Source organism: Hymenobacter amundsenii (assembly GCF_002204745.1).
GTDB lineage: Bacteria > Bacteroidota > Bacteroidia > Cytophagales > Hymenobacteraceae > Hymenobacter > Hymenobacter amundsenii.
The window spans coordinates 81,848-101,836 of the sequence record NZ_NIRR01000003.1; the positions used below are offsets into that span (position 1 = coordinate 81,848).

Below are 19,989 nucleotides of genomic sequence, written 5' to 3' on the forward strand. Positions count from 1 at the left end.
ACTCCAAAGAAAGCATATTTGAGCAGGCCAACGACGCAACCGGACGTTGCAGGCTGCATCTTTCCTCAAGTTCACCCCACGCTTTCCCCATCCATGCCCCACTCCTACCTTCGCCCCGCTTTACTAACGGCCCTGCTGGCCGCTGGCTCCCTAACGGTGGCCCGCGCCCAGCAGCCGGTTTCCTACCCGCTGCCCTCTGAGGCCGATAAGCTGGCCCTGACCCAGATGCTGGCCGATACGGCCTACATCCAGCAGCACTACACCAAAACGGAACACCGGATTCCGATGCGCGATGGGGTGAAGCTCTACACCGTAGTGTACGCGCCCAAGGATGCCGACCGGGTGAAGTATCCTATAATGCTGAACCGCACGCCCTATTCGGTGGGGCCCTACGAGCCGGGCAAGTACAAAAAGAGCCTGGGCCCGAGCTCCACAATGATGCACGAGGGCTACATTTTCGCCTACCAGGACGTGCGGGGCAAGTATATGTCGGAGGGCACATTCGTAGATATGCGGCCTGAAAAGGACAGCTACAAGGGCAAAAACGACACCGACGAGGGCACCGATACGTTCGATACCATCGAGTACCTGCTGAAAAAGGGCCCGAAAAACAACGGCAAGGTAGGCCAGTGGGGCATCAGCTACCCTGGTTTCTACGCGTCTACCGGCCTGCTTAGTCGCCATCCGGCCCTCAAGGCCTCCTCACCCCAGGCCCCGATTGCCGACTGGTTCTGGGACGATTTCCACCACAACGGGGCCTTTTTCCTGCCCCACGCCTTCAACTTCCTGGCCTCGTTCGGGCTACCCCGGCCCGCACCCACGCCCACTGGCAACCCCGGGTTCAAGCACGGCACGCCCGACGGCTACGCGTTCTTTATGAACATGGGCTCGCTCAAGAACGCCGACGCCCGCTACTACAAGGGCAAAGTGGCGTTCTGGAACGAGATGATGGCCCACCCCAACTACGACGAGTTCTGGCAGGCCCGCAACCTGCGGCCCCACCTCAAAAACCTCAACAAAAACACCGCCGTGCTCACAGTGGGCGGCTTCAACGATGCCGAGGATTTGTTCGGTGCCCTGCAAACCTATAAAACCATCGAACAGCAAAACCCGGGCCTGACCAACGGCCTCGTGATGGGCCCCTGGGTGCACGGGGGCTGGGCCCGCGGCACGGGCGAGCTGGTAGGCAACGTGGCCTACGGCGAGTCGCCCTCGATTTATTACCAGAAGGAAATAGAGGCCCCGTTTTTTAAAGGCTACCTCAAGGAGGGCAAGCGGCCCGACGTGGCCGAAGCCACCGTTTTTGAGGGCGGCACCAACAAGTGGCGCACCTTCGATGCCTGGCCTCCCAAGCAGGCCCAGGAAAAGACCATGTACTTCCAGGCCAACGGCAAAATCGGGTTCGACCAGCCCGCCGCCGGCGCCGGGTTCGACCAGTACATCAGTGACCCAGCTCACCCGGTACCCTCCAACGAAGGCATGGCTACGGGCATGACCCGCGAATACATGACCGACGACCAGCGCTTTGCCTCCCGCCGCCCCGACGTGCTCACCTACCAGACCGACGTGCTGACCGACGACCTGACGCTGGCTGGCCCCATTGAGGCGCTGCTGCAAGTGGCTACTACCGGCACCGACGCCGACTGGGTGGTAAAAATCATTGACGTGTACCCCGACGACGCGCCCGACAACCCGCGCCTGAACCCCAATGTGAAACTCGGTGGCTACCAGCAGATGGTGCGCTCAGAAGTGATGCGCGGCCGGTTCCGCAACAGCTTCAGCCAGCCCGAAGCCTTCGTGCCGGGCCAGGTAACGGCCGTACCCTTCACCGTCCAGGACCTCTGCCACACCTTCCGCAAGGGCCACCGCTTCATGGTGCAGGTCCAGAGCAGCTGGTTCCCGATGGTGGACCGCAACCCCCAGACCTTCGTGCCCAACATCAACGAGGCCGACGAAAAGGACTTCCAGACCGCCACCCACCGCCTCTACCACTCTCCCCAGCAAGCTTCGCAGCTGAAGGTGCGGGTGTTGTAGGGGAGAAAGAGAAAACGTCATTCTGAGCGAAGCCGGAGGCGAAGTCGAAGAATCTCTACCGCAATAGTAAAACCAACACCAAGGTTAGCATTGCGGTAGAGATTCCTCGACTTCGCCGTAGGGAATGAGGGTAAGCAGGTCTTTTTCCTCTTCGGGCGTATCGCGGGCCGTGAGGTTGATGGGCGTGGCAATGGCGCCGGGCGCAATGCTGTTGATGCGAATTTTATGGGGTGCCAGCTCCTGGGCCATGCTTTTCATGAGCAGCATAATGCCGCCCTTACTAGTAGCATAGTTCACGTGGCCGGCCCACGGAATAACTTCATGCACCGAGCTCATGCAGATAATCTTGCCCAGCGCGGCCGAAATATCCTGCTGGGGGCCGCGGCGCAGGAACTCGCGGGCCGCCTCGCGGGCGCACAGAAACTGGCCCGTCAGGTTCACGTCGATTACCTTCTGCCACTGGGCCAGGGTCATGTCCACGAACTTGGCATCCACCTGAATGCCGGAGTTATTAACCAGGATTTGCAACGTGCCGAACTTCTCACGGATGAAGTCGAACATGGCCAGCACGTCGTCTTCCTTGCTCACATCGGCCTGGAACGGAACGGCCTGGCCACCAGCGTCGGTTATTTCCTTCACCACGGCCGCCGCCTCGTCGGCGCTGTGCGCGTAATTAACGATAACCGATGCCCCCTCGGCGGCCATGGCCTTGGCCACGCCCGCCCCGATGCCGGAGCTGCCGCCCGTGATAAGCGCAATTTGGTTTTGAAGGCGGTTGGCGGAAGTAGCGGCCATAGCAGAATGGTGAAAGTTGCGTGTGAAATGGGAAAGAAGCTCTGTAAGCTAGACTGCAATTAAAAGGCTTAGGTTACATGAGCATTCAATGAAGCACTGCCAGTCAGTCTCTTACCAATAAAATAAGCGCAAAATCCGTATTTTTCTGCCTTTTCGCCTCCTCGTACCTGCTATTCGTTGTTGTTGCGTTCGTACACCCAGCGCACCTTCTCAACCTTTTGCTTTATGTGGATTATTTTCTCGTTGCTGGCCGCGTTATCGGCGGCCGTCGTGGTTACGCTGTCCAAAGTGGGCGTCAAGAACATTGAGTCGAGTCTGGCCTTCGCCGTTCAGTCGGTACTGATAGTGGGCGTGGCGTGGGCGGTGGTGGCCTGGCAGGGACATTTGGGACAGGTGCAGCAAATAGACCGGCGCACCTGGCTGTTCCTGATTGCGGCCGGCATTATCACCTGCGCGTCGTCGCTGTTTTCGTTTCAGGCCCTCAAGCTGGGAATGGCCTCGCGCACCGCATCGTTCGACAAAATTTCACTCGTATTTTCCATCCTGCTGGCGGTTTTCTTCCTCAAAGAAAAAGTAACCTGGCAACTGGTGGCCGGCGCCGTCCTGATGGCCGGCGGGGCCGTGCTCATCGCCTTTTCGGGAGCCGAGGAGGGAACCGGAGACTGAACCAAAATCCTATCGTTAAAGCAGCGCGGAGCAAGTCGTTTCAATGGGGCTCAACGTCTTTACCAGATACTAAAGCCCCTGACGCACGCACGTCAGGGGCTTTAGAGCAAGTAGGAACCGGGGAATTTATGAAGGCTGCGCTGTTTCAAATCCGCTGTGGATTTGGCAGATTTCACGCAGCCACTCATTCAGCAGTCTACTGCACCACGAGCACGATTTTACCGGTGGCATGGCCTTTTTCGCTGTATTCGTGGGCGGCAGCGGTTTCGCTCAGCGGGAAAGTTTTGTCGATGATGACGCGCAGAGTTCCGGCTTGCAGCCAAGCCGAAATCAGGGCCAGATCGGTGCCGCGCTCCTTGGCCAGCAGCACGTGGGCCGACTTATTGGTGAAGGCCGCCGCCAGCTTGTCGGTGACAACGGTAGTGGGCTGCGGATCGGTGCTGACGTAGCGCCCGTTGCGGCGCAGCGCGTGCTGGCTGGCCACAAAACTGCTCTTGCCCACCGCGTCGAACACCACATCGTAGCGGCTCGAATCCTGGGTGAAATTGTGCCGTTCGTAGTCCAGGACCCGGTCGGCCCCCAGCTCGCGTACCAGGTCCATGTTCTCGGCGCTACACGTGCCGGTTACCTCGCCCGCGCCCAGCGCTTTGGCTAGCTGCACCGCGAAACAGCCCACGCCACCCGAGGCTCCATTAATGAGCACCCGGTCGCCGGAAAGCACCTGGCCCTGGTCGCGTAGGGCCTGCAAGGCCGTGAGGGCGGCCAGCGGCACGGCCCCCGCCTGCTCGAAGCTCAGGTTATCAGGAATGAAGGCGGCCACCGGCTCGGCCAGCAGCGCGTACTCGGCGTTGGCCCCGCCGGTACCGTCGTTGGGCATTCCGTACACCCGGTCGCCCACCTTAAAACGAACCACCTGGCTGCCCACGGCCGCCACCTCGCCGGCCACGTCGCGGCCCGGAATCTTCGGGAAATCGTGGCCCGTGAGCAGCTTCAGGTCGCCGCGGCGCACTTTCCAATCAATCGGATTGACGCTGCTAGCTCGCACCCGAACCAGGATTTGGTTGGCTTTGAGCGTAGGCGTGGGCTGCTCGCCGTAGCGAAGGACGCTGGCAGAACCGTATTGCGTGAAATAGATGGCGTTCATTTGAAAGGAATCAGAAGTGAGAAGTGAGCGGCAGGCCGGGTGCAATGCCCCATTCCAGCGGGGTGCGCCGTATTTGGTGTACGGCACCTCCCCCACCGGGTGTTACCCCAAACCGGGCAACCTGCTTGCCCCAGGCCCAAAAAAAACCACCGCATCCAACGGACGCGGCGGTTTCACACATCGAAAGCGTACTCCCCTCAGACTACGCCCGATGATGCTGGTGACGGCAGGTGCTTGGCCAGCCTGGTGTTGGGTTTATTTGGCTGCCGGCTTACTGTTTTTGCCCGATGGCTCGCTTGACTTTTTCTCCGACTTCTCATCCGTTAGCTTGGGCTTGTCGGCCGTCAGCTTGGGCTTATCCGTTTCTTTTTCCAGCACCTTAGCCGCGTGCTTCTGGGCACTGGTGCCATAGATGTGGTTGAATTCGGAAATCATGTCGTCTTCTACCTTCAGGTCGGTTAGCAGCCCTTCCTTGATGTCGTACACCAAACCGTGCAAGCGGGGTGGTTTGGCGCCTTTGCGGGCGTTCTGAATAATGCTGGTTTTAGCCAGGTTACGGACCTGCTCAATCACGTTCAGCTCCACCAGGCGGCGCAGGCGCGAATCCTCATCACTGATGCGCAGAAACTCCATTTCGTGCACCCGGATAACGTCGCGGATATTGGTCAGCCAGCCGTCAATCAGGCCGTACTGCTTGTTGCTGGCGGCGGCAGCCACGCCCCCGCAGCCGTAGTGGCCGCAGACTATGATATCCTGCACGCCCAACACTTCCACGGCGTACTGCAACACCGAAAGCATGTTGAAATCGGTGTGCACCACCATGTTGGCAATGTTGCGGTGCACGAACATTTCGCCCGGACCGGTACCGGTAATGGCCGAAGCCGGCACCCGCGAGTCGGAGCAGCCGATGAACAGGTATTTGGGCTGCTGCCCATCGGCCAAGCGGTTAAAGAAATCGGGGTCGGCAGCGCGCTGCTCTTTTACCCACTTGCGGTTGTTTTCCAGAATTGATTCGATACCGTTCATAAGGGAGGGGAAAAATCAGGTGGTTGAAGGGAAGATGGCAAGGTAGGCGCTCGTGGCTTGCTAGTGGCCGATGGCTTCTACCTGGGGAATGTCGCGCAACTCCAGGTTGATGCCGCGGTCGGGGGCCGAGAGGCGGAAGTTCTCAATGGCTTCGAGCACGTCGTAATCGATGAACGAGGAGTCGGAGCCGTCGATGACAACCATGGAGTTAAAGGGCAATTCTTCCAGGACCTTGATAATGCTGGCCTTGTTGAGGAAGGATACCTGCTGGGAAAGCCGCAAAATAATGGGCCCCTTGTCCTGCCCCGGCGTAACCGGCTTGCTCAGGAAATAAGCCGAGTTGTAATTGGCTTTCAGGATGTAAAAGATGCCTACAACCAGACCCAATACCACGCCCTTCAGCAGATCAGTAAACAGAATGGCGGTGATGGTGATAATGAAGGGAAGGAACTGCTGCCAACCCAGTTTCCACTGAGTGCGGTACAGTGCCGGATTGGTGAGTTTGTAACCAATAACGAGCAAAATGGCCGCCAGAGCCGACAACGGAATTTTGTTGAGCACCGACCCGAGAAATAACAGACTCACGAGTAATAGCAAGCCGTGGAAGAAGGCCGACATGCGCGTTTGGCCACCAGAGTTGATGTTGGCCGAGCTGCGCACAATAACCGCCGTCATGGGCAAACCGCCGAGCAGACCGCTGATCATGTTACCCGTGCCCTGGGCCATCATTTCGCGGTTGGTGGGGGTGGTGCGCTTGTGGGGGTCGAGCTTGTCGACGGCTTCTACGCTGAGCAGGGTTTCGAGCGAGGCCACAATGGCGATGGTGAAGGCTACGGTGTAGGTGGCCGGACGAGTAAAGGCCGACCAGTCGGGCGAGGTAATTAGTTGGGCCGCGTCCTGCAGCGATTGGATGCGGGGTAAGTTCACCATGTGGTCGGGCCGGATGCTGAGCATGGGGACCATCGAGCCGAAGTATACGTTCAGCAGAATTGCTACCACCACCACTACCAGCGCCCCGGGTACCAGCTGGGCTATTTTGCTATGCTTGCTGAGCACCTTATCCCAGAGCAGCAGCACGACCAGGCATACCAACCCGATCAGGGCCGAGCCGGGCCGGAAGTTTTCCAAGGCGTTGCCGATTTCGCTGAACGTGTTGCGGCCATCGAACTGCAAAAAGCTCAGGTCGGAAAAATAGTCGGTGTCGATGCCCAGAAAGTGCGGAATCTGCTTGAGAATCAGAATCAGGCCAATGGCGGCCAGCATGCCGCGAATAACGGAGGTGGGGAAATACAGGCCGATAATGCCCGCCCGGGCCACGCCCAGTCCGACCTGGATGGCGCCGGCAATAACGGTGGCGGCCAGCACGGCCTCGAACGAGCCAAGCGTACCGATGGCGGCCACGATGATGGCCGTCAGGCCGGCGGCAGGGCCGCTCACGCTCAGGGCCGAGCCGCTGAGCCAGGAAACTACCACGCCGCCCACAATGCCGGCAATAACGCCCGAAAGCAGCGGCGCGCCCGAGGCCAGTGAAATACCCAGACACAGCGGCAGCGCCACTAGGAACACCACCAAACCGGCAGGCAGGTCTTTGCTAAAGGAAGAAAACGGGGAGGGCATACGGCTAGCCAGACCTGCGTTAGCAGTCGGCCCGTTTACCGGGGTAATTTTGGACATAAGCTGAGGGAAGCTTTGAGGGGCGGAGTGCATCAGCCGGCAACCGTATAGACAGCCTTCTGATCATCGCAATACTATAGGGCAAGTGTTAAGACCCAATTAAAAGGAGGTTAAAACCCCATTAAACACCTATAATTGTTTTAATTTCAGATAGTTATTGAATAAAAATACTGCTGATTAGCCCAAGATGCGGACTAGAAAAAAGGCTAGCGCTCCTGCTTGCAAAGCAGACGCCTAGCCTTTTTTCTAGTCCGCATCTTGGGGCTAATCAGGGCTTGCTGGTCAAACTCGACCAAAATTTACCCCCACCCCGAAAATTCAGGCCTGTCAATGGCCGGCAGGTCGAGCACAACGGCCGTGCCCTGGCCCAATTCGCTTGCCACCTCCACGCGGCCACCGTGCAGCTCCATTATTTTGGCCGTGAGCGGCAGGCCAATGCCGTGCCCAGGCACGGTACGGGTCGCCTCGGCCCGGAAGAAAGGCACAAATACCTGCTGGCGGTCGGTTTCATTCATACCCAACCCCTGGTCGCGGACGGTGAGCCGGACCCGGGTGCGGGTGGCCGCCAGCGTGGCCACGATGGGGGCCGTGCTGCCAACCGAGAACTTGCAGGCATTTTCCATAATGTTGAGGAAGGCCGAAAGCAGCAGCGCCTCGTTGCCCAGCACGGTAAAGGGCGCGTGGCGGGGCGCGTCGGGCGTTTCGCTGAAGTCGAGGTCGATGCGGCAGGTGGGCTGGCGGCGGTAGAGCTCCTCGTGGGCCTGCAGCAGCAACTCATCCAGGCGCAGGGGCGTACGGGGCACCTGGCTGGGGTCGTCGGAGGCGCGGGCAATCTGGAGCAGGCCGTTGGCCAAGTCCTTGAGCAGGCGGGCCGCGTCGAGCGTGCTCTGGAGCACGGCGCGGTATTCGGCGGTGCTGCGCTCCTGTTGCAGCAACGCTACTTCGAGCTGCCCAATAATGGCGGCCAGCGGGGTGCGCAGCTCGTGCGAAGCATCACGCACAAAGGTCCGCTGGCCCCCAAAGGCCGTTTCGAGGCGGTCGAGCAAACTGTTGAAGCGCTGGGCCAGCAACGATACTTCGTCGTAGCCCTCGGCCCGGCTCAGGCGGCGGTGCAGGTCGGAGGCCGTAATCTGGTCCACTTCTCCCACAATACGCTTCATGGGCTGCAAGGCCTGGCCAGCGAAAAACCAGCCCCCGATGCCCACCACCACGAACGAGGCCAACAGCCCGAAAACCAACACCGTGAGCAGGTTATCGAGTTTCTGGCGGCTGTCGGCATCCACCGACGAGGCTACCACCACAAAGTTGCCCCGGCCGGGGTCATGATAAAGCAGACCCACCGTCTGGCGGTGCGCAGCTTCGAGCAGCACTTCGCGGCCATCGCGGCGTATTTCCCGCAGCAGCGAACGGGGCACCGCGCGCCCCACATTTCCTTCCTTGAACACCACCTGGTTGCGGGTACCAAATACGCGCACTTCTTCCTCGGGCAGGGTGCGGTAGAACTGCCGCAGGTAGCGCCGGTACGAGGCCCGGCTGGCCTCATCCTCGCGGCGGGTACCATCGAGGTATACGTGGGCCACAATGCGGGCCCGCGCGAACAGACTCTCGGTGAATGCCTCCCGCCGCGACTGGTAGGTGAAGTAGTAAATCACGGTGGCAAACAGCAGCAGCGTCACCACCAGAATAGCCACGAACTGCAACGTCAGCCGGGTACGAATAGACATAATTCAGTTGCTAGATGCCAGTTGTCAGTTGCCGGTTGTCGATGGTTTGAGTGGACGTACAACTAGCAACTGACAACTAAATTTACTCCTCCTTCATCACGTAGCCCATCCCCACGAGGGTATGGATGAGCTTGGGCGTAAAGTCCTTATCGAGCTTCTTACGCAGGAAATTGATGTAAACATCAATAACGTTAGAGCCAGTGTCGAAGCTGGTTTCCCAGACTTGCTCCAGAATATCGACCCGCGATACCACGCGGTTCTGGTTGCGCAGCAGGTATTCGAGCAAAGCAAATTCGCGGGCCGTGAGCTGAATGGGCTGGCCGGCCCGCTGCACCACTTTGCGGGCCGGGTCGAGGGTGAGGTCGGCGAGGCGCAGAACACTGCCGGTCGCGGGCGTTTCGTGGCGGCGGCGCGTAAGGGCCCGGATGCGGGCCAGCAGCTCCTGAAAAGCAAAGGGCTTAACCAGGTAATCATCGGCCCCGGCATCGAGGCCCCTGATTTTATCGTCGGTTTCGCCCAGGGCCGTGAGCATGAGAATGGGTACACCCGTGTTTCGGGCCCGCACCTGCCGGCACACTTCCAGCCCGCTCAGGCCCGGCAGCAGCGTATCAAGAATCAGCAGGTCGTACTCTCCCTGCAGAGCCAGGCGCAGGCCGAGCAGGCCGTCGGCGGCCAGATCTACGCTGTGGTGTTGTTCGGTGAGTCCCTGATGCAGAAAGGCCGCTACTTTGGGTTCGTCTTCGACCAGCAGAATTTTCATGGGAGCGTGAGGTAGCGACGGATGAGCCCGAAGGTAGTACGCGTAGGCATAATGTACAGTCCGGGTGCTACGGCGGGCCGCCAGCGCATCTTTGCGCGCATCTTACTTTCTATCCTTCAACAGCTTTTATAGCCACCCAGTTGACCATGAATCTTATATGAATAATTTTATTTTATCTTGTCTTTTATTAATTAGTCCAATATGTTTGCGGAAATGTTCAATACTCTTACCTTAGTACCGAACTCTTCCCAAACGTCTTCTTCATTCTCGCTACCCATCTCCCCTTATGCAGCTACATCGTCCTTATTTTCTCGTGTTGCTGCTCCTGGTACTGACCGGGCTGGGCGGTTGCGTTTCCCAGAAAAACCTACCCTACCTGCAAGGAGCCACTTATAACAGCCGCCAGCCGGTTGTAGTCGAAAATATCCGGCAGCAGTACCGGGTGCAGCCGGGCGACGTGCTCAGCATCCGGGTACAGAGCGTGCAGCCCCAGCTCAACGACATTTTCAACGTCGATAACCGGTCGGCGCTCAATGGCGACCCCGGCAACCTGTTTCTGAGTGGCTACTCGGTCGATCAGGCCGGCAACATCAACCTGCCCACCGTGGGGCCGTTGCGGGTGGAGGGCCTGCTGGTAGAGGAAGTGCAGGTGGCCGTGCAGCAGCAGATCAACAAGTTTGCGCGCGATGCCAACGTGCTCGTCAAGCTGCTTTCGTTCAAGGTTACGGTGCTGGGCGAGGTGCGCACCCCGGGCCGCTATTTCGTGTACAACGCCCAATGTACCTTGCTCGAAGGCCTGGGGCTGGCCGGCGACTTAACCGAATTCGGCAACCGCCAGAACGTGAAGCTCATCCGCCAAACGGCCAAGGGCTCGGAAGTGGTGCTGCTCGACCTCACCGACCCGGCCTTGCTGTCTTCGCCCTACTTCTACCTGCTGCCCAACGATGCGCTGTACGTGGAGCCGCTCCCGGCCCGGGCCAACCGCGGCAATGCCACCAACCTGGGGTTGGTATTCGCCGGCATCTCGTCGGTCGTGCTCATTCTCAGCTACCTGAACGTGTTCAAGTAGCGGCCCCGCCGCCGCTGTAGCAAGTCGCTGCCGGCTTGCTACGCTTAGCTCTTCTCCCATTTGCACCAGCGCCCATCGTTATGGAATCTGCTCAACTCTCCCCTGCCTCCGCCTCTGCTGCCGATGTGACACTGTCTGAACTTTGGTTTCAGCTGCGCCGCCGCTGGCCGTGGTTTGTAGGCTCGCTGCTGCTGGCGGGGCTGGCCGCTTTCCTCTACCTGCGCGTTACGCCGCCCGAGTACGCCTTCCGCAGCACCCTGCTGCTGGGCGACCAGGCTACGGGCTCGAAGCAGACCCAGGAGCTGCTCCAGATGCTGGAGGTGAAGGATAAAGGCCCCAAAATGGAAGACGAAATTGGGGTGCTGACGTCGGCCGATCTGGTGGGCCAGGTACTCGACCGCCTGCCCTTCGAAGTAACTTACCACGCCGCCCCCGCCACCTGGCTCAACTCGGTGGCTGAGGTGCAGGTGCGCGAACAGGCCGCTACCACGGCGCCCTTTCGCCTGCGGCCCCTGCCCACAGCGCCGCAGCTCACAGGTGTGCGCATTTACGTAACGCCACTGCCCAACGGCCGCTTCCGGGTACGGGCCGATGCCGCCAAAGGCCAGCTTTATGAGCTGCCCACCGGCCGCCTCGTGCAGGATGTACTCGCTCCCCGCCTCGACGAGGTGGTGGGGGCCGGCGACACACTCCGGACTCCGCTGCTTACGGCCGTTATACAGCCCGTAACTACCAACGCGGCCGAGGCCATTAAGGCCGACGGGCACTACTTCGTGCTGCTCCACGACCGTGGCAACTTGATTCGGGAGTACCAACAGCACCTGGGCGTACACCCCATCGACCGCGAATCGCGGATTGTGGAGCTTACCAGCAAGGGTGCGGTGCCGGCTAAAGAAACGCAGTTTCTCGACACGCTTATGGCCGTGTACATGCAGAACGACCTGCGGGCCAAAAACCTGACGGGCCAGAAAACGGTAGCCTTCCTCAACGAGCAAATTCAGCAACTGGCCCGGTCAGTTGGCACATCGGCGGCAGCCATCAGTTCGTTTCGCACCACCCAGGGCGTGGTCGATGTAGAGGCGCAGTCGGTGAGCGGTATTCAACAGCAGAGCGAGCTGGAAAGCCGCCGGGCCCGGGTAAGCACCAATCAGAAGTATTACCGCAACATGCTCAGCTACCTGCGTGAGCGCCAGGGCACGAGCCAGATTGCGGCCCCTACCAGCATGGGCATCGAAGACCCGGTGGTGGATAAGCTGATTCTGCAGCTGGCCGAACTCAATAGCCAGCGCGCTGCGCTGGAGGTAAACGCCAGCGCCGGCAACCCGCTGGTCACGATCCTCGATGAGCGCATCCGGGTGGCTAAGGAGAGCCTGACCCAGACGCTGGCCAACATGAGCCGGGCGGCTGATATTGCCTTGGGCGATTTGGATACCCAACTGGCCCGGGTCCGGAGCACGATGAGCCGCATGCCAGAAAACGAACGGCAGCTGTCTGAACTGCGCAGCAAATCGGAGTTCAACGACAAAAATTACCAGTTTCTGGTGGAGAAGCGGGCCGAGGCGGCCATTGCACTGGCCACCAACGCCACTGATAAAAAAGTAGTGGACGCGGCGGCAATGAGTGGCACTGGCCCGCTGGCGCCCAAGCCAGGCATGGTAATGCTGCTGGCCCTGCTGGGCGGCTTGCTGGTGCCAACCGGCCTGTCGTTGCTGCTCGACAAGGCCAACAGCCGTATTCAGAGCAAGCAGGACCTATCCCGCATCACCAGCATCCCGATGCTGGGCGTAGTGGCCCACGGTACCAAGCAGGATAAGGCGACGATGCTGCAAAACCCCAAGGGGCCACTGGCCGAGTCGTTCCGCTCCATCCGCGTAAACCTGCAGTACCTCTCGGCTGGCCTCGACAAGCAGGTAATTGGCGTCACCTCATCGGTACCGGGCGAGGGTAAAACCTTCTGCGCCGTAAACCTGGCGGCCGAAATGGCCCTGAGCAACCGTAAAGTGCTGCTACTCGAATGCGACCTACGCCGCCCCGCTGTCATGGCCTACTTCGGGCTGGCCGAAACGGGCGCCCCATATGGCCTGAGCACGTACCTGGCCGGCGAGAGCACGCTCGACGAAAGCCGCCAGCCCTCGGGTGTACCCAACCTCGACGTACTGGGCTGCGGCCCCCTGCCGGCCAACCCCACTCAGCTACTAGAAGGCCCGCGCATGACCGAGCTCATGGCCGAGTTACGCCGGCAGTACGACTACATACTGGTCGATACGCCCCCGACGGGCTACGTGGCCGAGTTTTTCCTGTTGCTGCACCACCTTGATGCCAACATATATGTGGTGCGCCAGAACTACACCGATAAGTCGCTGATCAGTAACATTGATGAATTGCACCTGAACAACAAAATCAAGCACGTGTACCTGATTATCAACGATGTGCACTTCACCAGCACCTATGAGTACCGCTATAAGAAAGATGCATATACCTACGGCTATTAGTCTACTGCAGCTGGCCGCAAACGGAACATCTGCAGCCCCACTAACGAAAAAAGGCCTCACTACGAAGCGTAGTGAGACCTTTTGGTGATCCCGCTGGGATTCGAACCCAGGACCCATACATTAAAAGTGTATTGCTCTACCAGCTGAGCTACAGAATCAGTTTCTTTGCAAAAGCAACGAACGTTTTGCGCTGATTGTGGCACAAAAGTAGAGTTCGGGATTTAACCGTGCAACTGTTTTGCGTAAAAAAGCCCTCCTTTTTTTCCTATTCCTTGCGGCATTCAGTCAACCTGTTCAGGCCCAAAAAGTTAGTTCGGCGCTTCAGAAGGCCGATTCGCTCTTCCAAGTGGGGCAAGTAGCCGAGGCCTACCCTTGGTACCGCCGCGCCCGCGACCAGGGTAGCCTACAGTCGGACCGGCAGATACTGCGTATGGCTTACATTCAGGAAACGCTGGGCCATTATCCGGCGGCCCTTTACTACCTGAGCGTGGCCCAGGCCGGCCAGCCGCGCTACGCCACTTGGCGCAAGATGGTGGCCCTGGCTCAGGAACACCGCCTTACCGGCTACCCCGATACGTGGCGGCAAAACCTGCTTATCACGCTCCAGCGCTATTACTACCGCCTGTTGCAAGGCCTCCTCATTCTGGCCATCGTGGGAGGCACGGCCCTGCTAATTCGCCGCCGCACCGCCGACCGCGCCTGGTGGAGCGCGTATGCCGGCTACGTGCTGGGTATCGGACTATTCCTGAATCTGCTGGCCCCGGCCCGGGTGGGGCTGGTAATCCGGCCCCGGGTCCCGCTTATGGCCGGTCCTGGCGCTGGCTCCACCTGGCTAACCACCGCCGCCGCCGGCGACCGGTTCGAAGTGCTCGGCCGGCAGGATATCTGGTACCGCGTGCAGTGGCAGGGACGCGACGCCTACCTCCGCCGCCCCGACCTGCTGCTGGTGGAGTAGTTGTCGGTTGATTAGCAATAGGATCGTCATGCTGAGCGCAGCCGAAGCATCTCTACCGCTTCGCTGTGGTGCCAATCAAGCAACAGGACTACCATTGCAGTAGAGATGCTTCGGCTGCGCTCAGCATGACGGTCTCATACTGCCCCCAACAACCAGCAACGAGTTAAAGGTTGAAATCAGGCTCTTCTTTACGGAAGTGCTTGAGCACGAGCTTGTCGGCTAAGCCGGGCAGCAGGCGGTTAAGCCATACCGTCAGCTTGCCCTGGCTGGTGAGCACCAGGTCGCGGCGGCGCTGCTGCACGGCTTGCAGCAGGTGGCCGGCTACTGCTTCGCTGCTCATCATGGCCCCTTCGTCGCGGGGCGACTCGCCCTGGGCTTGGCCATCGGCGGCCAGGGCCACGTTGCGGATGTTGGAGGCCGTGAAGCCCGGGCAGGCTAGCAGCACATGCACGCCCTGGGGCAGCAGCTCGGTGCGCAGCGCTTCCAGGAAGCCGTGCATGGCAAACTTCGAGGCCGAGTAGCCCGTGCGCCCCGGCAGGCCCCGGTAGCCGGCAATGCTGCTGATACCCACAATGGAGCCTTTAGCCGCCGTAACGTAGGGCAACGCGAACTTGGTGGCGTACACGGTGCCGAAGAAATTGGTCTGCATCAGCTGGCGAATCACGTCGAGGTCGGCATCCCGAAACAAGGCCCGCATACTGATGCCGGCGTTGTTGATCAGGATATCGAGCTTGCCAAATGCGGCTACCGTTTCAGCCACGGCCAGCTGTGAGTCGGCCTCCACGCCCACATCGGCCCGAATGGCTAGGTGCGGGATGCCCAGCGCAGCCAGTTCGGCGGCCGTTTCAGCCAGGCGGGCCTCGTTGCGGCCGGTGAAGGCCACTTTGGCGCCAGCGCGCCCAAACTCCAGGGCCGTGGCCCGGCCGATGCCCGAGGTGCCGCCAGTAATCAGCACTACTTTGTCTCTCATGATCACGGATTAGCGCGGATTTTAGCGGATTCCACGGATTTTGTAGCTGGTGCCTTTGAACGGCCAGTTGGGCCGCGAAATTCGTGAATTCCGGTCGAATCTGTGAGCTGTCCACAAAATCCGTCAAATCCGCTGAAATCCGTGCTCATCCGTGGTCTATCTTTGTCCCCGTGAGAAAATCAGTTAAAAACATCCCGGCGGAGCTGCTCCGCGAAGTCGAAATCACCGACATGGTGGCCGAGGGCAAGTGCCTGGTGCGCCGCGAGAATCTGGTCATCTTCGTAACCCAGGTAGCGCCCGGCGACGTGGTGGACCTGCGCGTGACCAAGGCCAAGAAGAACTTCCTGGAGGCCGTGCCCACCAAGTTTCATAAGTACTCCGAGCTGCGCGTGACACCGTTCTGCGAGCATTTCGGTACCTGCGGGGGCTGCAAGTGGCAGCACCTGGGCTACGATACCCAGCTCCAATTCAAGCACCAGCAGGTGGCCGATACGTTGCAGCGCATCGGCAAAGTGGCGCTGCCCGAAATCCTGCCCATCACCCCTTCGCCCGACCAGACTTACTACCGCAACAAGCTCGAATTCACCTTCAGCCACAATGGCTGGCTGACCAACGAGCAGATTGCCAGCGGCCACGACTACGAGCGGCGCGTGCTGGGCTTTCACACGCCCGGCCGCTTCGATAAGATTCTGGACGTGAACCACTGCTGGCTGCAGCCCGACCCCAGCAACCAGATCCGGCTGGCCGTGCGCGACTACGCCCTGGAGCACGAGCTGCCCTTCAACAACCTCGTCACCCAAGAGGGCTTCCTGCGCAACCTCATCATCCGGACGGCCAACACCGGCGACCTGATGGTGATTCTGCAGTGCTACTACGCCCACGACGCGCTGGTACCGCTGCTGGATTTTCTGGCCGAGCGGTTCCCGCAAATCACCTCGCTCAACTACGTGCTCAACGACAAGGGCAACGAAACCTTCAACGACCTGGAGGTGGTGTGCTACAAGGGCGAACCCCACATCCACGAGGAAATGGAGGGCCTGCGCTTCCGCGTGGGGCCGAAATCGTTCTACCAGACCAACTCGGAAGGCGCCTACAACCTCTACAAAATTACCCGCGACTTCGCCCAGCTCACCGGCTCGGAGCTGGTGTACGACCTCTACACCGGCGCCGGCACCATTGCCAACTTCGTGGCCCGGCAGGCCCGCCACGTGGTGGGCGTCGAGTACGTCGAGTCGGCCGTGCAGGATGCCTACATTAACTCCGAAATTAACGGCACGACCAATACCGAGTTCTACGCCGGCGACATGAAGGACGTGCTCAACGCCGAGTTCATCCAGCAGCATGGCCGCCCCGACGTCGTCATCACCGACCCGCCCCGCGCCGGCATGCACCCCGACGTGGTGGCCCGCCTGCTCGAAATGCGCGCCCCCCGCATCGTCTACGTCAGCTGTAACCCCGCCACCCAAGCCCGTGATTTGGAACTACTGGATGAGGCGTATAAAGTAGTGAAAGTGCAGCCCGTGGATATGTTCCCGCACACCCACCACGTGGAGAACGTGGTGTTGCTGGAGTTACGGTAGATTTTTCTGCAAGATGAAAAAGTCAATAGATTCTTCGAGTTTCATCACACCGTTCCAGTTAAAAGAATTAATAGCTTGGATGGATGGCGGTTCTATAACACTCTATCTTCTCGATGGTAATAAAACCGAATTCAGCGTCGAATTTTGCCAAAAGATGATTTTAAAGGAATGGGCTGGCACTAATATACCTGGCTCTTTTCTACTAGATGGGCAGGAGGTATCCATTCGCTCTGACAATGAAAAACAGCTATTGCAAGCGTTACGCGGCATGTCTATCGGACACTTAACCTCGCTTGATAAAAGTATCATTCAGGAGAGCATTGCTTTTGTAGAATCTGAAGAATATTTGCGCATCGCTACCCTGATGGGACGATGGCCGGTTTGAACTATACCACATGGACTACACCAACGACCCCGAACTGAACGGTAAATACCTTGGTACCATCACCAAGGATTTCGCCACCGTTTCCGATACGCTCAGCGAAGCCTCGTCGCAAATCCGCAAGCGCGACATTTCCAAGTATCCCATCTTCGTGTTTGCCCGCCAGGAAGTACCGCTAGGCGGCCTGCTCGTGAATGCCGATGAGCTGAACCTGGAGTGGCACGTTTTCGCCAGCTACCTGGAGCTGTTCGTGCAGCAGGGCATCATCAGCGAGGAAGGCATCGAGGCCTTCCAGCAAACCTACCGCGAGCCGAACGAGTACTGCTGCCTCTTTGTGCTCGACGAGGAGTTCACCAACTTCGTCTACATCCCCTATCCCGAGGATTAGGGCAACTATGGCTTTGCAGAAACTACTTAGCTTTCTTACCGAACTGGACAGCCGCAAGATTCACTACATGCTGGCCCATCACCGTGAAGAGGCCATAATGGTATTAGTAGCTGTTCCAGGGCAACGGTGGGAAATAGAGTTTTTCGCCGACAGCCATGTAGAAGTAGAAGTTTTCAAATCCGCTTCTCCAGGAGGAGGGCTAGAAGGTGAAGAAGCTTTAGAGAGCTTATTCAGAGATTTCAGTGATTAGAAACGGAAAAAGGGACTCAAATCATTGAGTCCCTTTTTCGTTTCTAATCACTGAAATCCTTACCCAAAGTGGCTAAATCCCTGCGCCTTCAACGGCACGGGCTGGCCGGCTTTGGTGATGAGGTTGGCGCCTTCGCTCTTCTCGACCATGTGGCCGATGATGGTGATGTCGGGGTGGTTTTTGAGCTTGGCGTGGTCGGCGAGCGGGACGGTGAACAGCAGCTCGTAGTCTTCGCCGCCGTTGAGCATGCACATGATGGGGTCGAGGTTAAATTCCTCGGCCACTTCGAGCGTGGGGTTGGCAATGGGCAGGTTTTCGGTGAAGATGCGCGCCCCGGTGCCGCTGGCCTGGCACAGGTGCAGCACTTCGGAAGCCAGCCCGTCTGACACGTCGATCATGCTGGTGGGCGTTACGCCCAGGTCGCGCAGCTCGTGGATAACGTCCATGCGGGCCTCGGGGCGCAGCTGGCGCTGGAGCACGTAGGGGTACTTATCGAGCTCGGGCTGCGACTCGGGGTCGGCCTGCCAGACCTGTTTCTCGCGTTCCAGCACCTGCAGGCCCAGGTAGGCCCCACCCAGGTCGCCGGTTACGCACAACAGGTCGTTGGGGCCGGCCCCGCTGCGGCGGACGGCTTTACCCGCCTCGGCCTGGCCCAGGGCCGTGATGCTGATGGTGAGGCCAGCACGGCTGCCGGTAGTGTCGCCGCCTACCAGATCCACGTTGTAAGCTTCGCAGGCCAGTGTGATTCCCTCAAAGAGCTCCTCCACGGCTTCCACCGTGAAGCGGGCCGGAATGCTCACTGCCACTACAATTTGGGTGGGCACCGCATTCATGGCGGCAATATCCGATACATTCACGGCCACGGCTTTGTAGCCCAGGTGCTTGAGGGGGCAAAAGGTGAGGTCGAAGTGCACGCCTTCCACCAGCAAATCGGTGCTGATGACCAGTTCCTGGCCGGCTGCCGGTGCCAGGATGGCCGCGTCGTCGCCGATGCCGAGGATAGTGCTGGGCTGGGTGAGCTGTACGGTTTGCTGAATTCTATGGATGAGGCCGAACTCGCCTACCTGATCAAGAGGGGTCATAAATCGTTGATTTTCGCTGATTAATCGTGGTTTCGCTAGTTTGAGCAGGGCGTAGCTGCCCCGGGTAAAACCTGCCGCAAAGGTACGGCGGCCAGGGGTAAGTGCGCCACTTGGGTAGCAGGCGGCCAAGTGGCAGCTTGCCCTTGGCCGCCGAAGTCGCCAGCTTACGCGGAAACGTTTACCATTTAAAGTGGGTGCCGCCCTGTAAAGCGGGTAAACGGCGTACGCCAATTGCATCGGCAACTGGTAACGCATAGGGTTGCCTGGTTGCTGTTGCCCCTGACTACGTGGGCGATAGGGCAGCTGAAGTATTCTAACTTTTTCTTGCTAACGAACGTTAGGAAAGGTATATTTGACCTTCGCCCGCCCTGCTCCCACCCCATGGAATCTACCCTGCTTTCGCGCAAAGACCAGATCGACCAGACGGCTACCGCGCTGTTCCGTACTCGGGGCTTTGCCGCTACCAGCATGCGGGAACTGGCTTCAGCTCTGGGAATGGAAGCAGGCAGTATTTATTCGCACATTCGCAGCAAGGAGGAAATTCTGCACCGCATCTGCTTCCGGCTGGCGGAGGATTTTTTCAGTGGGTTTGAAGAAGCTGCAGCCGATGAGATTCTGCCCGCGGCCACCCGTCTGCGCCGGGCCGTAGAAAGCCACGTGCGGGTACTTACCGCCGATGTGGCGGCGTCGGCTGTGTTTTTGCACGAGTGGCGCCACCTTTCGGAGCCGGCCCGCACCGAGTTTCTGGCGCTGCGTGAGCGGTACGAGGCCGGTTTCCGCCAGCTCATTGGAGAGGGCGCAGCCAGCGGCGAATTATATGCGCCCGACCCCATTTTCGCTGCCCTCACCCTGCTGGCCTCGCTCAATTGGTTGCCCTCGTGGTACCGCCCTGGTGGCCCGCTGGCCCCCATCGATATTGCCCACCGCCTCGCCAACCAGCTGCTTTTCGGGTTGGAAGTACGAGGAAATCAGAAGTGAGGAAACGTCATTCAGAGCGC

The 19,989-nt window shown here is 59.4% G+C and carries 18 protein-coding genes and 1 tRNA gene; 10 read left to right on the forward strand and 9 right to left on the reverse strand.

Annotation, left to right across the window (positions count from 1 at the left end):
• Positions 1 to 93: 93 nt before the first annotated feature.
• A complete protein-coding gene (locus CDA63_RS03485) occupies positions 94 to 2,034 on the forward strand; it encodes a CocE/NonD family hydrolase (RefSeq protein WP_088463057.1) in 1,941 nt (646 codons plus the stop codon).
• Between the two features lie 84 nt (positions 2,035 to 2,118).
• On the opposite strand, the gene CDA63_RS03490 is transcribed toward CDA63_RS03485, so the two are convergent.
• Positions 2,119 to 2,829, reverse strand: coding sequence for an SDR family NAD(P)-dependent oxidoreductase (locus tag CDA63_RS03490; protein WP_242434535.1), 711 nt, complete (start codon positions 2,827 to 2,829; stop codon positions 2,119 to 2,121).
• 225 nt (positions 2,830 to 3,054) lie between these two features.
• On the opposite strand from CDA63_RS03490, the gene CDA63_RS03495 reads away from it, so the two are divergent.
• Positions 3,055 to 3,495 (forward strand): EamA family transporter, encoded by a 441-nt coding sequence (locus CDA63_RS03495; protein WP_088463058.1) that lies wholly within the window; start codon positions 3,055 to 3,057, stop codon positions 3,493 to 3,495.
• 196 nt (positions 3,496 to 3,691) lie between these two features.
• Here CDA63_RS03495 and CDA63_RS03500 read toward each other — a convergent pair whose 3' ends face one another.
• The 5 genes from CDA63_RS03500 to CDA63_RS03520 form a co-directional block, all read right to left on the reverse strand.
• Positions 3,692 to 4,639 (reverse strand): NAD(P)-dependent alcohol dehydrogenase, encoded by a 948-nt coding sequence (locus tag CDA63_RS03500; protein WP_088463059.1) that lies wholly within the window; start codon positions 4,637 to 4,639, stop codon positions 3,692 to 3,694.
• A 255-nt stretch (positions 4,640 to 4,894) separates the two neighbouring features.
• Positions 4,895 to 5,665 (reverse strand): carbonic anhydrase, encoded by a 771-nt coding sequence (locus CDA63_RS03505; RefSeq protein WP_242434536.1) that lies wholly within the window; start codon positions 5,663 to 5,665, stop codon positions 4,895 to 4,897.
• A gap of 60 nt (positions 5,666 to 5,725) precedes the next feature.
• Entirely contained in the window at positions 5,726 to 7,339 is a 1,614-nt protein-coding gene (locus tag CDA63_RS03510) for a SulP family inorganic anion transporter (RefSeq protein WP_317044031.1), read from the reverse strand.
• 299 nt (positions 7,340 to 7,638) lie between these two features.
• Positions 7,639 to 9,063 (reverse strand): HAMP domain-containing sensor histidine kinase, encoded by a 1,425-nt coding sequence (locus CDA63_RS03515; protein WP_088463061.1) that lies wholly within the window; start codon positions 9,061 to 9,063, stop codon positions 7,639 to 7,641.
• 82 nt (positions 9,064 to 9,145) lie between these two features.
• Positions 9,146 to 9,823 (reverse strand): response regulator transcription factor, encoded by a 678-nt coding sequence (locus tag CDA63_RS03520; protein ID WP_088463062.1) that lies wholly within the window; start codon positions 9,821 to 9,823, stop codon positions 9,146 to 9,148.
• Between the two features lie 286 nt (positions 9,824 to 10,109).
• Here CDA63_RS03520 and CDA63_RS03525 point away from each other — a divergent pair, with 286 nt between their 5' ends.
• Positions 10,110 to 10,892, forward strand: a complete 783-nt coding sequence (locus tag CDA63_RS03525; protein ID WP_088463063.1) for a polysaccharide biosynthesis/export family protein — start codon at positions 10,110 to 10,112, stop codon at positions 10,890 to 10,892.
• A gap of 125 nt (positions 10,893 to 11,017) precedes the next feature.
• On the forward strand, positions 11,018 to 13,384 hold the full coding sequence (locus CDA63_RS03530; RefSeq protein WP_165768178.1) for a polysaccharide biosynthesis tyrosine autokinase: 2,367 nt from the start codon (positions 11,018 to 11,020) through the stop codon (positions 13,382 to 13,384).
• Positions 13,385 to 13,466: 82 nt separating this feature from the next.
• Here the strand turns inward: CDA63_RS03530 and CDA63_RS03535 are convergent.
• Positions 13,467 to 13,542: transfer RNA gene (locus tag CDA63_RS03535), tRNA-Lys, on the reverse strand.
• Between the two features lie 188 nt (positions 13,543 to 13,730).
• Here CDA63_RS03535 and CDA63_RS03540 point away from each other — a divergent pair.
• Positions 13,731 to 14,339: an SH3 domain-containing protein gene (locus CDA63_RS03540; RefSeq protein WP_126546714.1), complete on the forward strand. Its 609-nt coding sequence runs from the start codon at positions 13,731 to 13,733 to the stop codon at positions 14,337 to 14,339.
• Positions 14,340 to 14,502: 163 nt separating this feature from the next.
• Here CDA63_RS03540 and CDA63_RS03545 read toward each other — a convergent pair whose 3' ends face one another.
• Positions 14,503 to 15,309: an SDR family oxidoreductase gene (locus tag CDA63_RS03545; RefSeq protein WP_199797484.1), complete on the reverse strand. Its 807-nt coding sequence runs from the start codon at positions 15,307 to 15,309 to the stop codon at positions 14,503 to 14,505.
• Between the two features lie 170 nt (positions 15,310 to 15,479).
• Here CDA63_RS03545 and rlmD point away from each other — a divergent pair, with 170 nt between their 5' ends.
• Genes rlmD through CDA63_RS03565 form a run of 4 tightly spaced genes read left to right on the forward strand, consistent with a single transcriptional unit; the run spans position 15,480 to position 17,909 of the window.
• Complete coding sequence (gene rlmD, locus CDA63_RS03550; protein ID WP_394335380.1) at positions 15,480 to 16,889, forward strand: 23S rRNA (uracil(1939)-C(5))-methyltransferase RlmD; 1,410 nt, start codon at positions 15,480 to 15,482, stop codon at positions 16,887 to 16,889.
• 13 nt (positions 16,890 to 16,902) lie between these two features.
• Positions 16,903 to 17,274 carry a hypothetical protein gene (locus CDA63_RS03555; RefSeq protein WP_088463067.1) on the forward strand — a complete coding sequence of 124 codons (372 nt, stop codon included), beginning with the start codon at positions 16,903 to 16,905 and terminating at the stop codon, positions 17,272 to 17,274.
• 10 nt (positions 17,275 to 17,284) lie between these two features.
• Positions 17,285 to 17,659, forward strand: coding sequence for a hypothetical protein (locus tag CDA63_RS03560; RefSeq protein ID WP_088463068.1), 375 nt, complete (start codon positions 17,285 to 17,287; stop codon positions 17,657 to 17,659).
• Between the two features lie 7 nt (positions 17,660 to 17,666).
• Complete coding sequence (locus CDA63_RS03565; RefSeq protein WP_088463069.1) at positions 17,667 to 17,909, forward strand: hypothetical protein; 243 nt, start codon at positions 17,667 to 17,669, stop codon at positions 17,907 to 17,909.
• A 59-nt stretch (positions 17,910 to 17,968) separates the two neighbouring features.
• Here CDA63_RS03565 and thiL read toward each other — a convergent pair whose 3' ends face one another.
• Complete coding sequence (gene thiL, locus CDA63_RS03570; protein ID WP_088463070.1) at positions 17,969 to 18,991, reverse strand: thiamine-phosphate kinase; 1,023 nt, start codon at positions 18,989 to 18,991, stop codon at positions 17,969 to 17,971.
• 381 nt (positions 18,992 to 19,372) lie between these two features.
• On the opposite strand from thiL, the gene CDA63_RS03575 reads away from it, so the two are divergent.
• The gene (locus tag CDA63_RS03575) at positions 19,373 to 19,969 is read left to right on the forward strand and encodes a TetR/AcrR family transcriptional regulator (RefSeq protein WP_088463071.1); all 597 of its coding nucleotides are present in this window, start codon (positions 19,373 to 19,375) and stop codon (positions 19,967 to 19,969) included.
• Positions 19,970 to 19,989: the final 20 nt, after the last annotated feature.

What these genes read in the sequence shown, in the direction of transcription:
- CDA63_RS03525 (WP_088463063.1), top strand. Translation starts at nt 10,110, where the DNA reads ATGCAGCTACATCGTCCTTATTTTCTCGTGTTGCTGCTCCTGGTACTG.
- CDA63_RS03485 (WP_088463057.1), top strand. Translation starts at nt 94, where the DNA reads ATGCCCCACTCCTACCTTCGCCCCGCTTTACTAACGGCCCTGCTGGCC.
- CDA63_RS03495 (WP_088463058.1), top strand. Translation starts at nt 3,055, where the DNA reads ATGTGGATTATTTTCTCGTTGCTGGCCGCGTTATCGGCGGCCGTCGTG.
- CDA63_RS03505 (WP_242434536.1), bottom strand. Translation starts at nt 5,665, where the DNA reads ATGAACGGTATCGAATCAATTCTGGAAAACAACCGCAAGTGGGTAAAA.
- CDA63_RS03555 (WP_088463067.1), top strand. Translation starts at nt 16,903, where the DNA reads ATGAAAAAGTCAATAGATTCTTCGAGTTTCATCACACCGTTCCAGTTA.
- CDA63_RS03565 (WP_088463069.1), top strand. Translation starts at nt 17,667, where the DNA reads ATGGCTTTGCAGAAACTACTTAGCTTTCTTACCGAACTGGACAGCCGC.
- thiL (WP_088463070.1), bottom strand. Translation starts at nt 18,991, where the DNA reads ATGACCCCTCTTGATCAGGTAGGCGAGTTCGGCCTCATCCATAGAATT.
- CDA63_RS03545 (WP_199797484.1), bottom strand. Translation starts at nt 15,309, where the DNA reads ATGAGAGACAAAGTAGTGCTGATTACTGGCGGCACCTCGGGCATCGGC.
- CDA63_RS03560 (WP_088463068.1), top strand. Translation starts at nt 17,285, where the DNA reads ATGGACTACACCAACGACCCCGAACTGAACGGTAAATACCTTGGTACC.
- CDA63_RS03575 (WP_088463071.1), top strand. Translation starts at nt 19,373, where the DNA reads ATGGAATCTACCCTGCTTTCGCGCAAAGACCAGATCGACCAGACGGCT.
- CDA63_RS03490 (WP_242434535.1), bottom strand. Translation starts at nt 2,829, where the DNA reads ATGGCCGCTACTTCCGCCAACCGCCTTCAAAACCAAATTGCGCTTATC.
- CDA63_RS03500 (WP_088463059.1), bottom strand. Translation starts at nt 4,639, where the DNA reads ATGAACGCCATCTATTTCACGCAATACGGTTCTGCCAGCGTCCTTCGC.
- CDA63_RS03510 (WP_317044031.1), bottom strand. Translation starts at nt 7,339, where the DNA reads ATGTCCAAAATTACCCCGGTAAACGGGCCGACTGCTAACGCAGGTCTG.
- CDA63_RS03515 (WP_088463061.1), bottom strand. Translation starts at nt 9,063, where the DNA reads ATGTCTATTCGTACCCGGCTGACGTTGCAGTTCGTGGCTATTCTGGTG.
- CDA63_RS03520 (WP_088463062.1), bottom strand. Translation starts at nt 9,823, where the DNA reads ATGAAAATTCTGCTGGTCGAAGACGAACCCAAAGTAGCGGCCTTTCTG.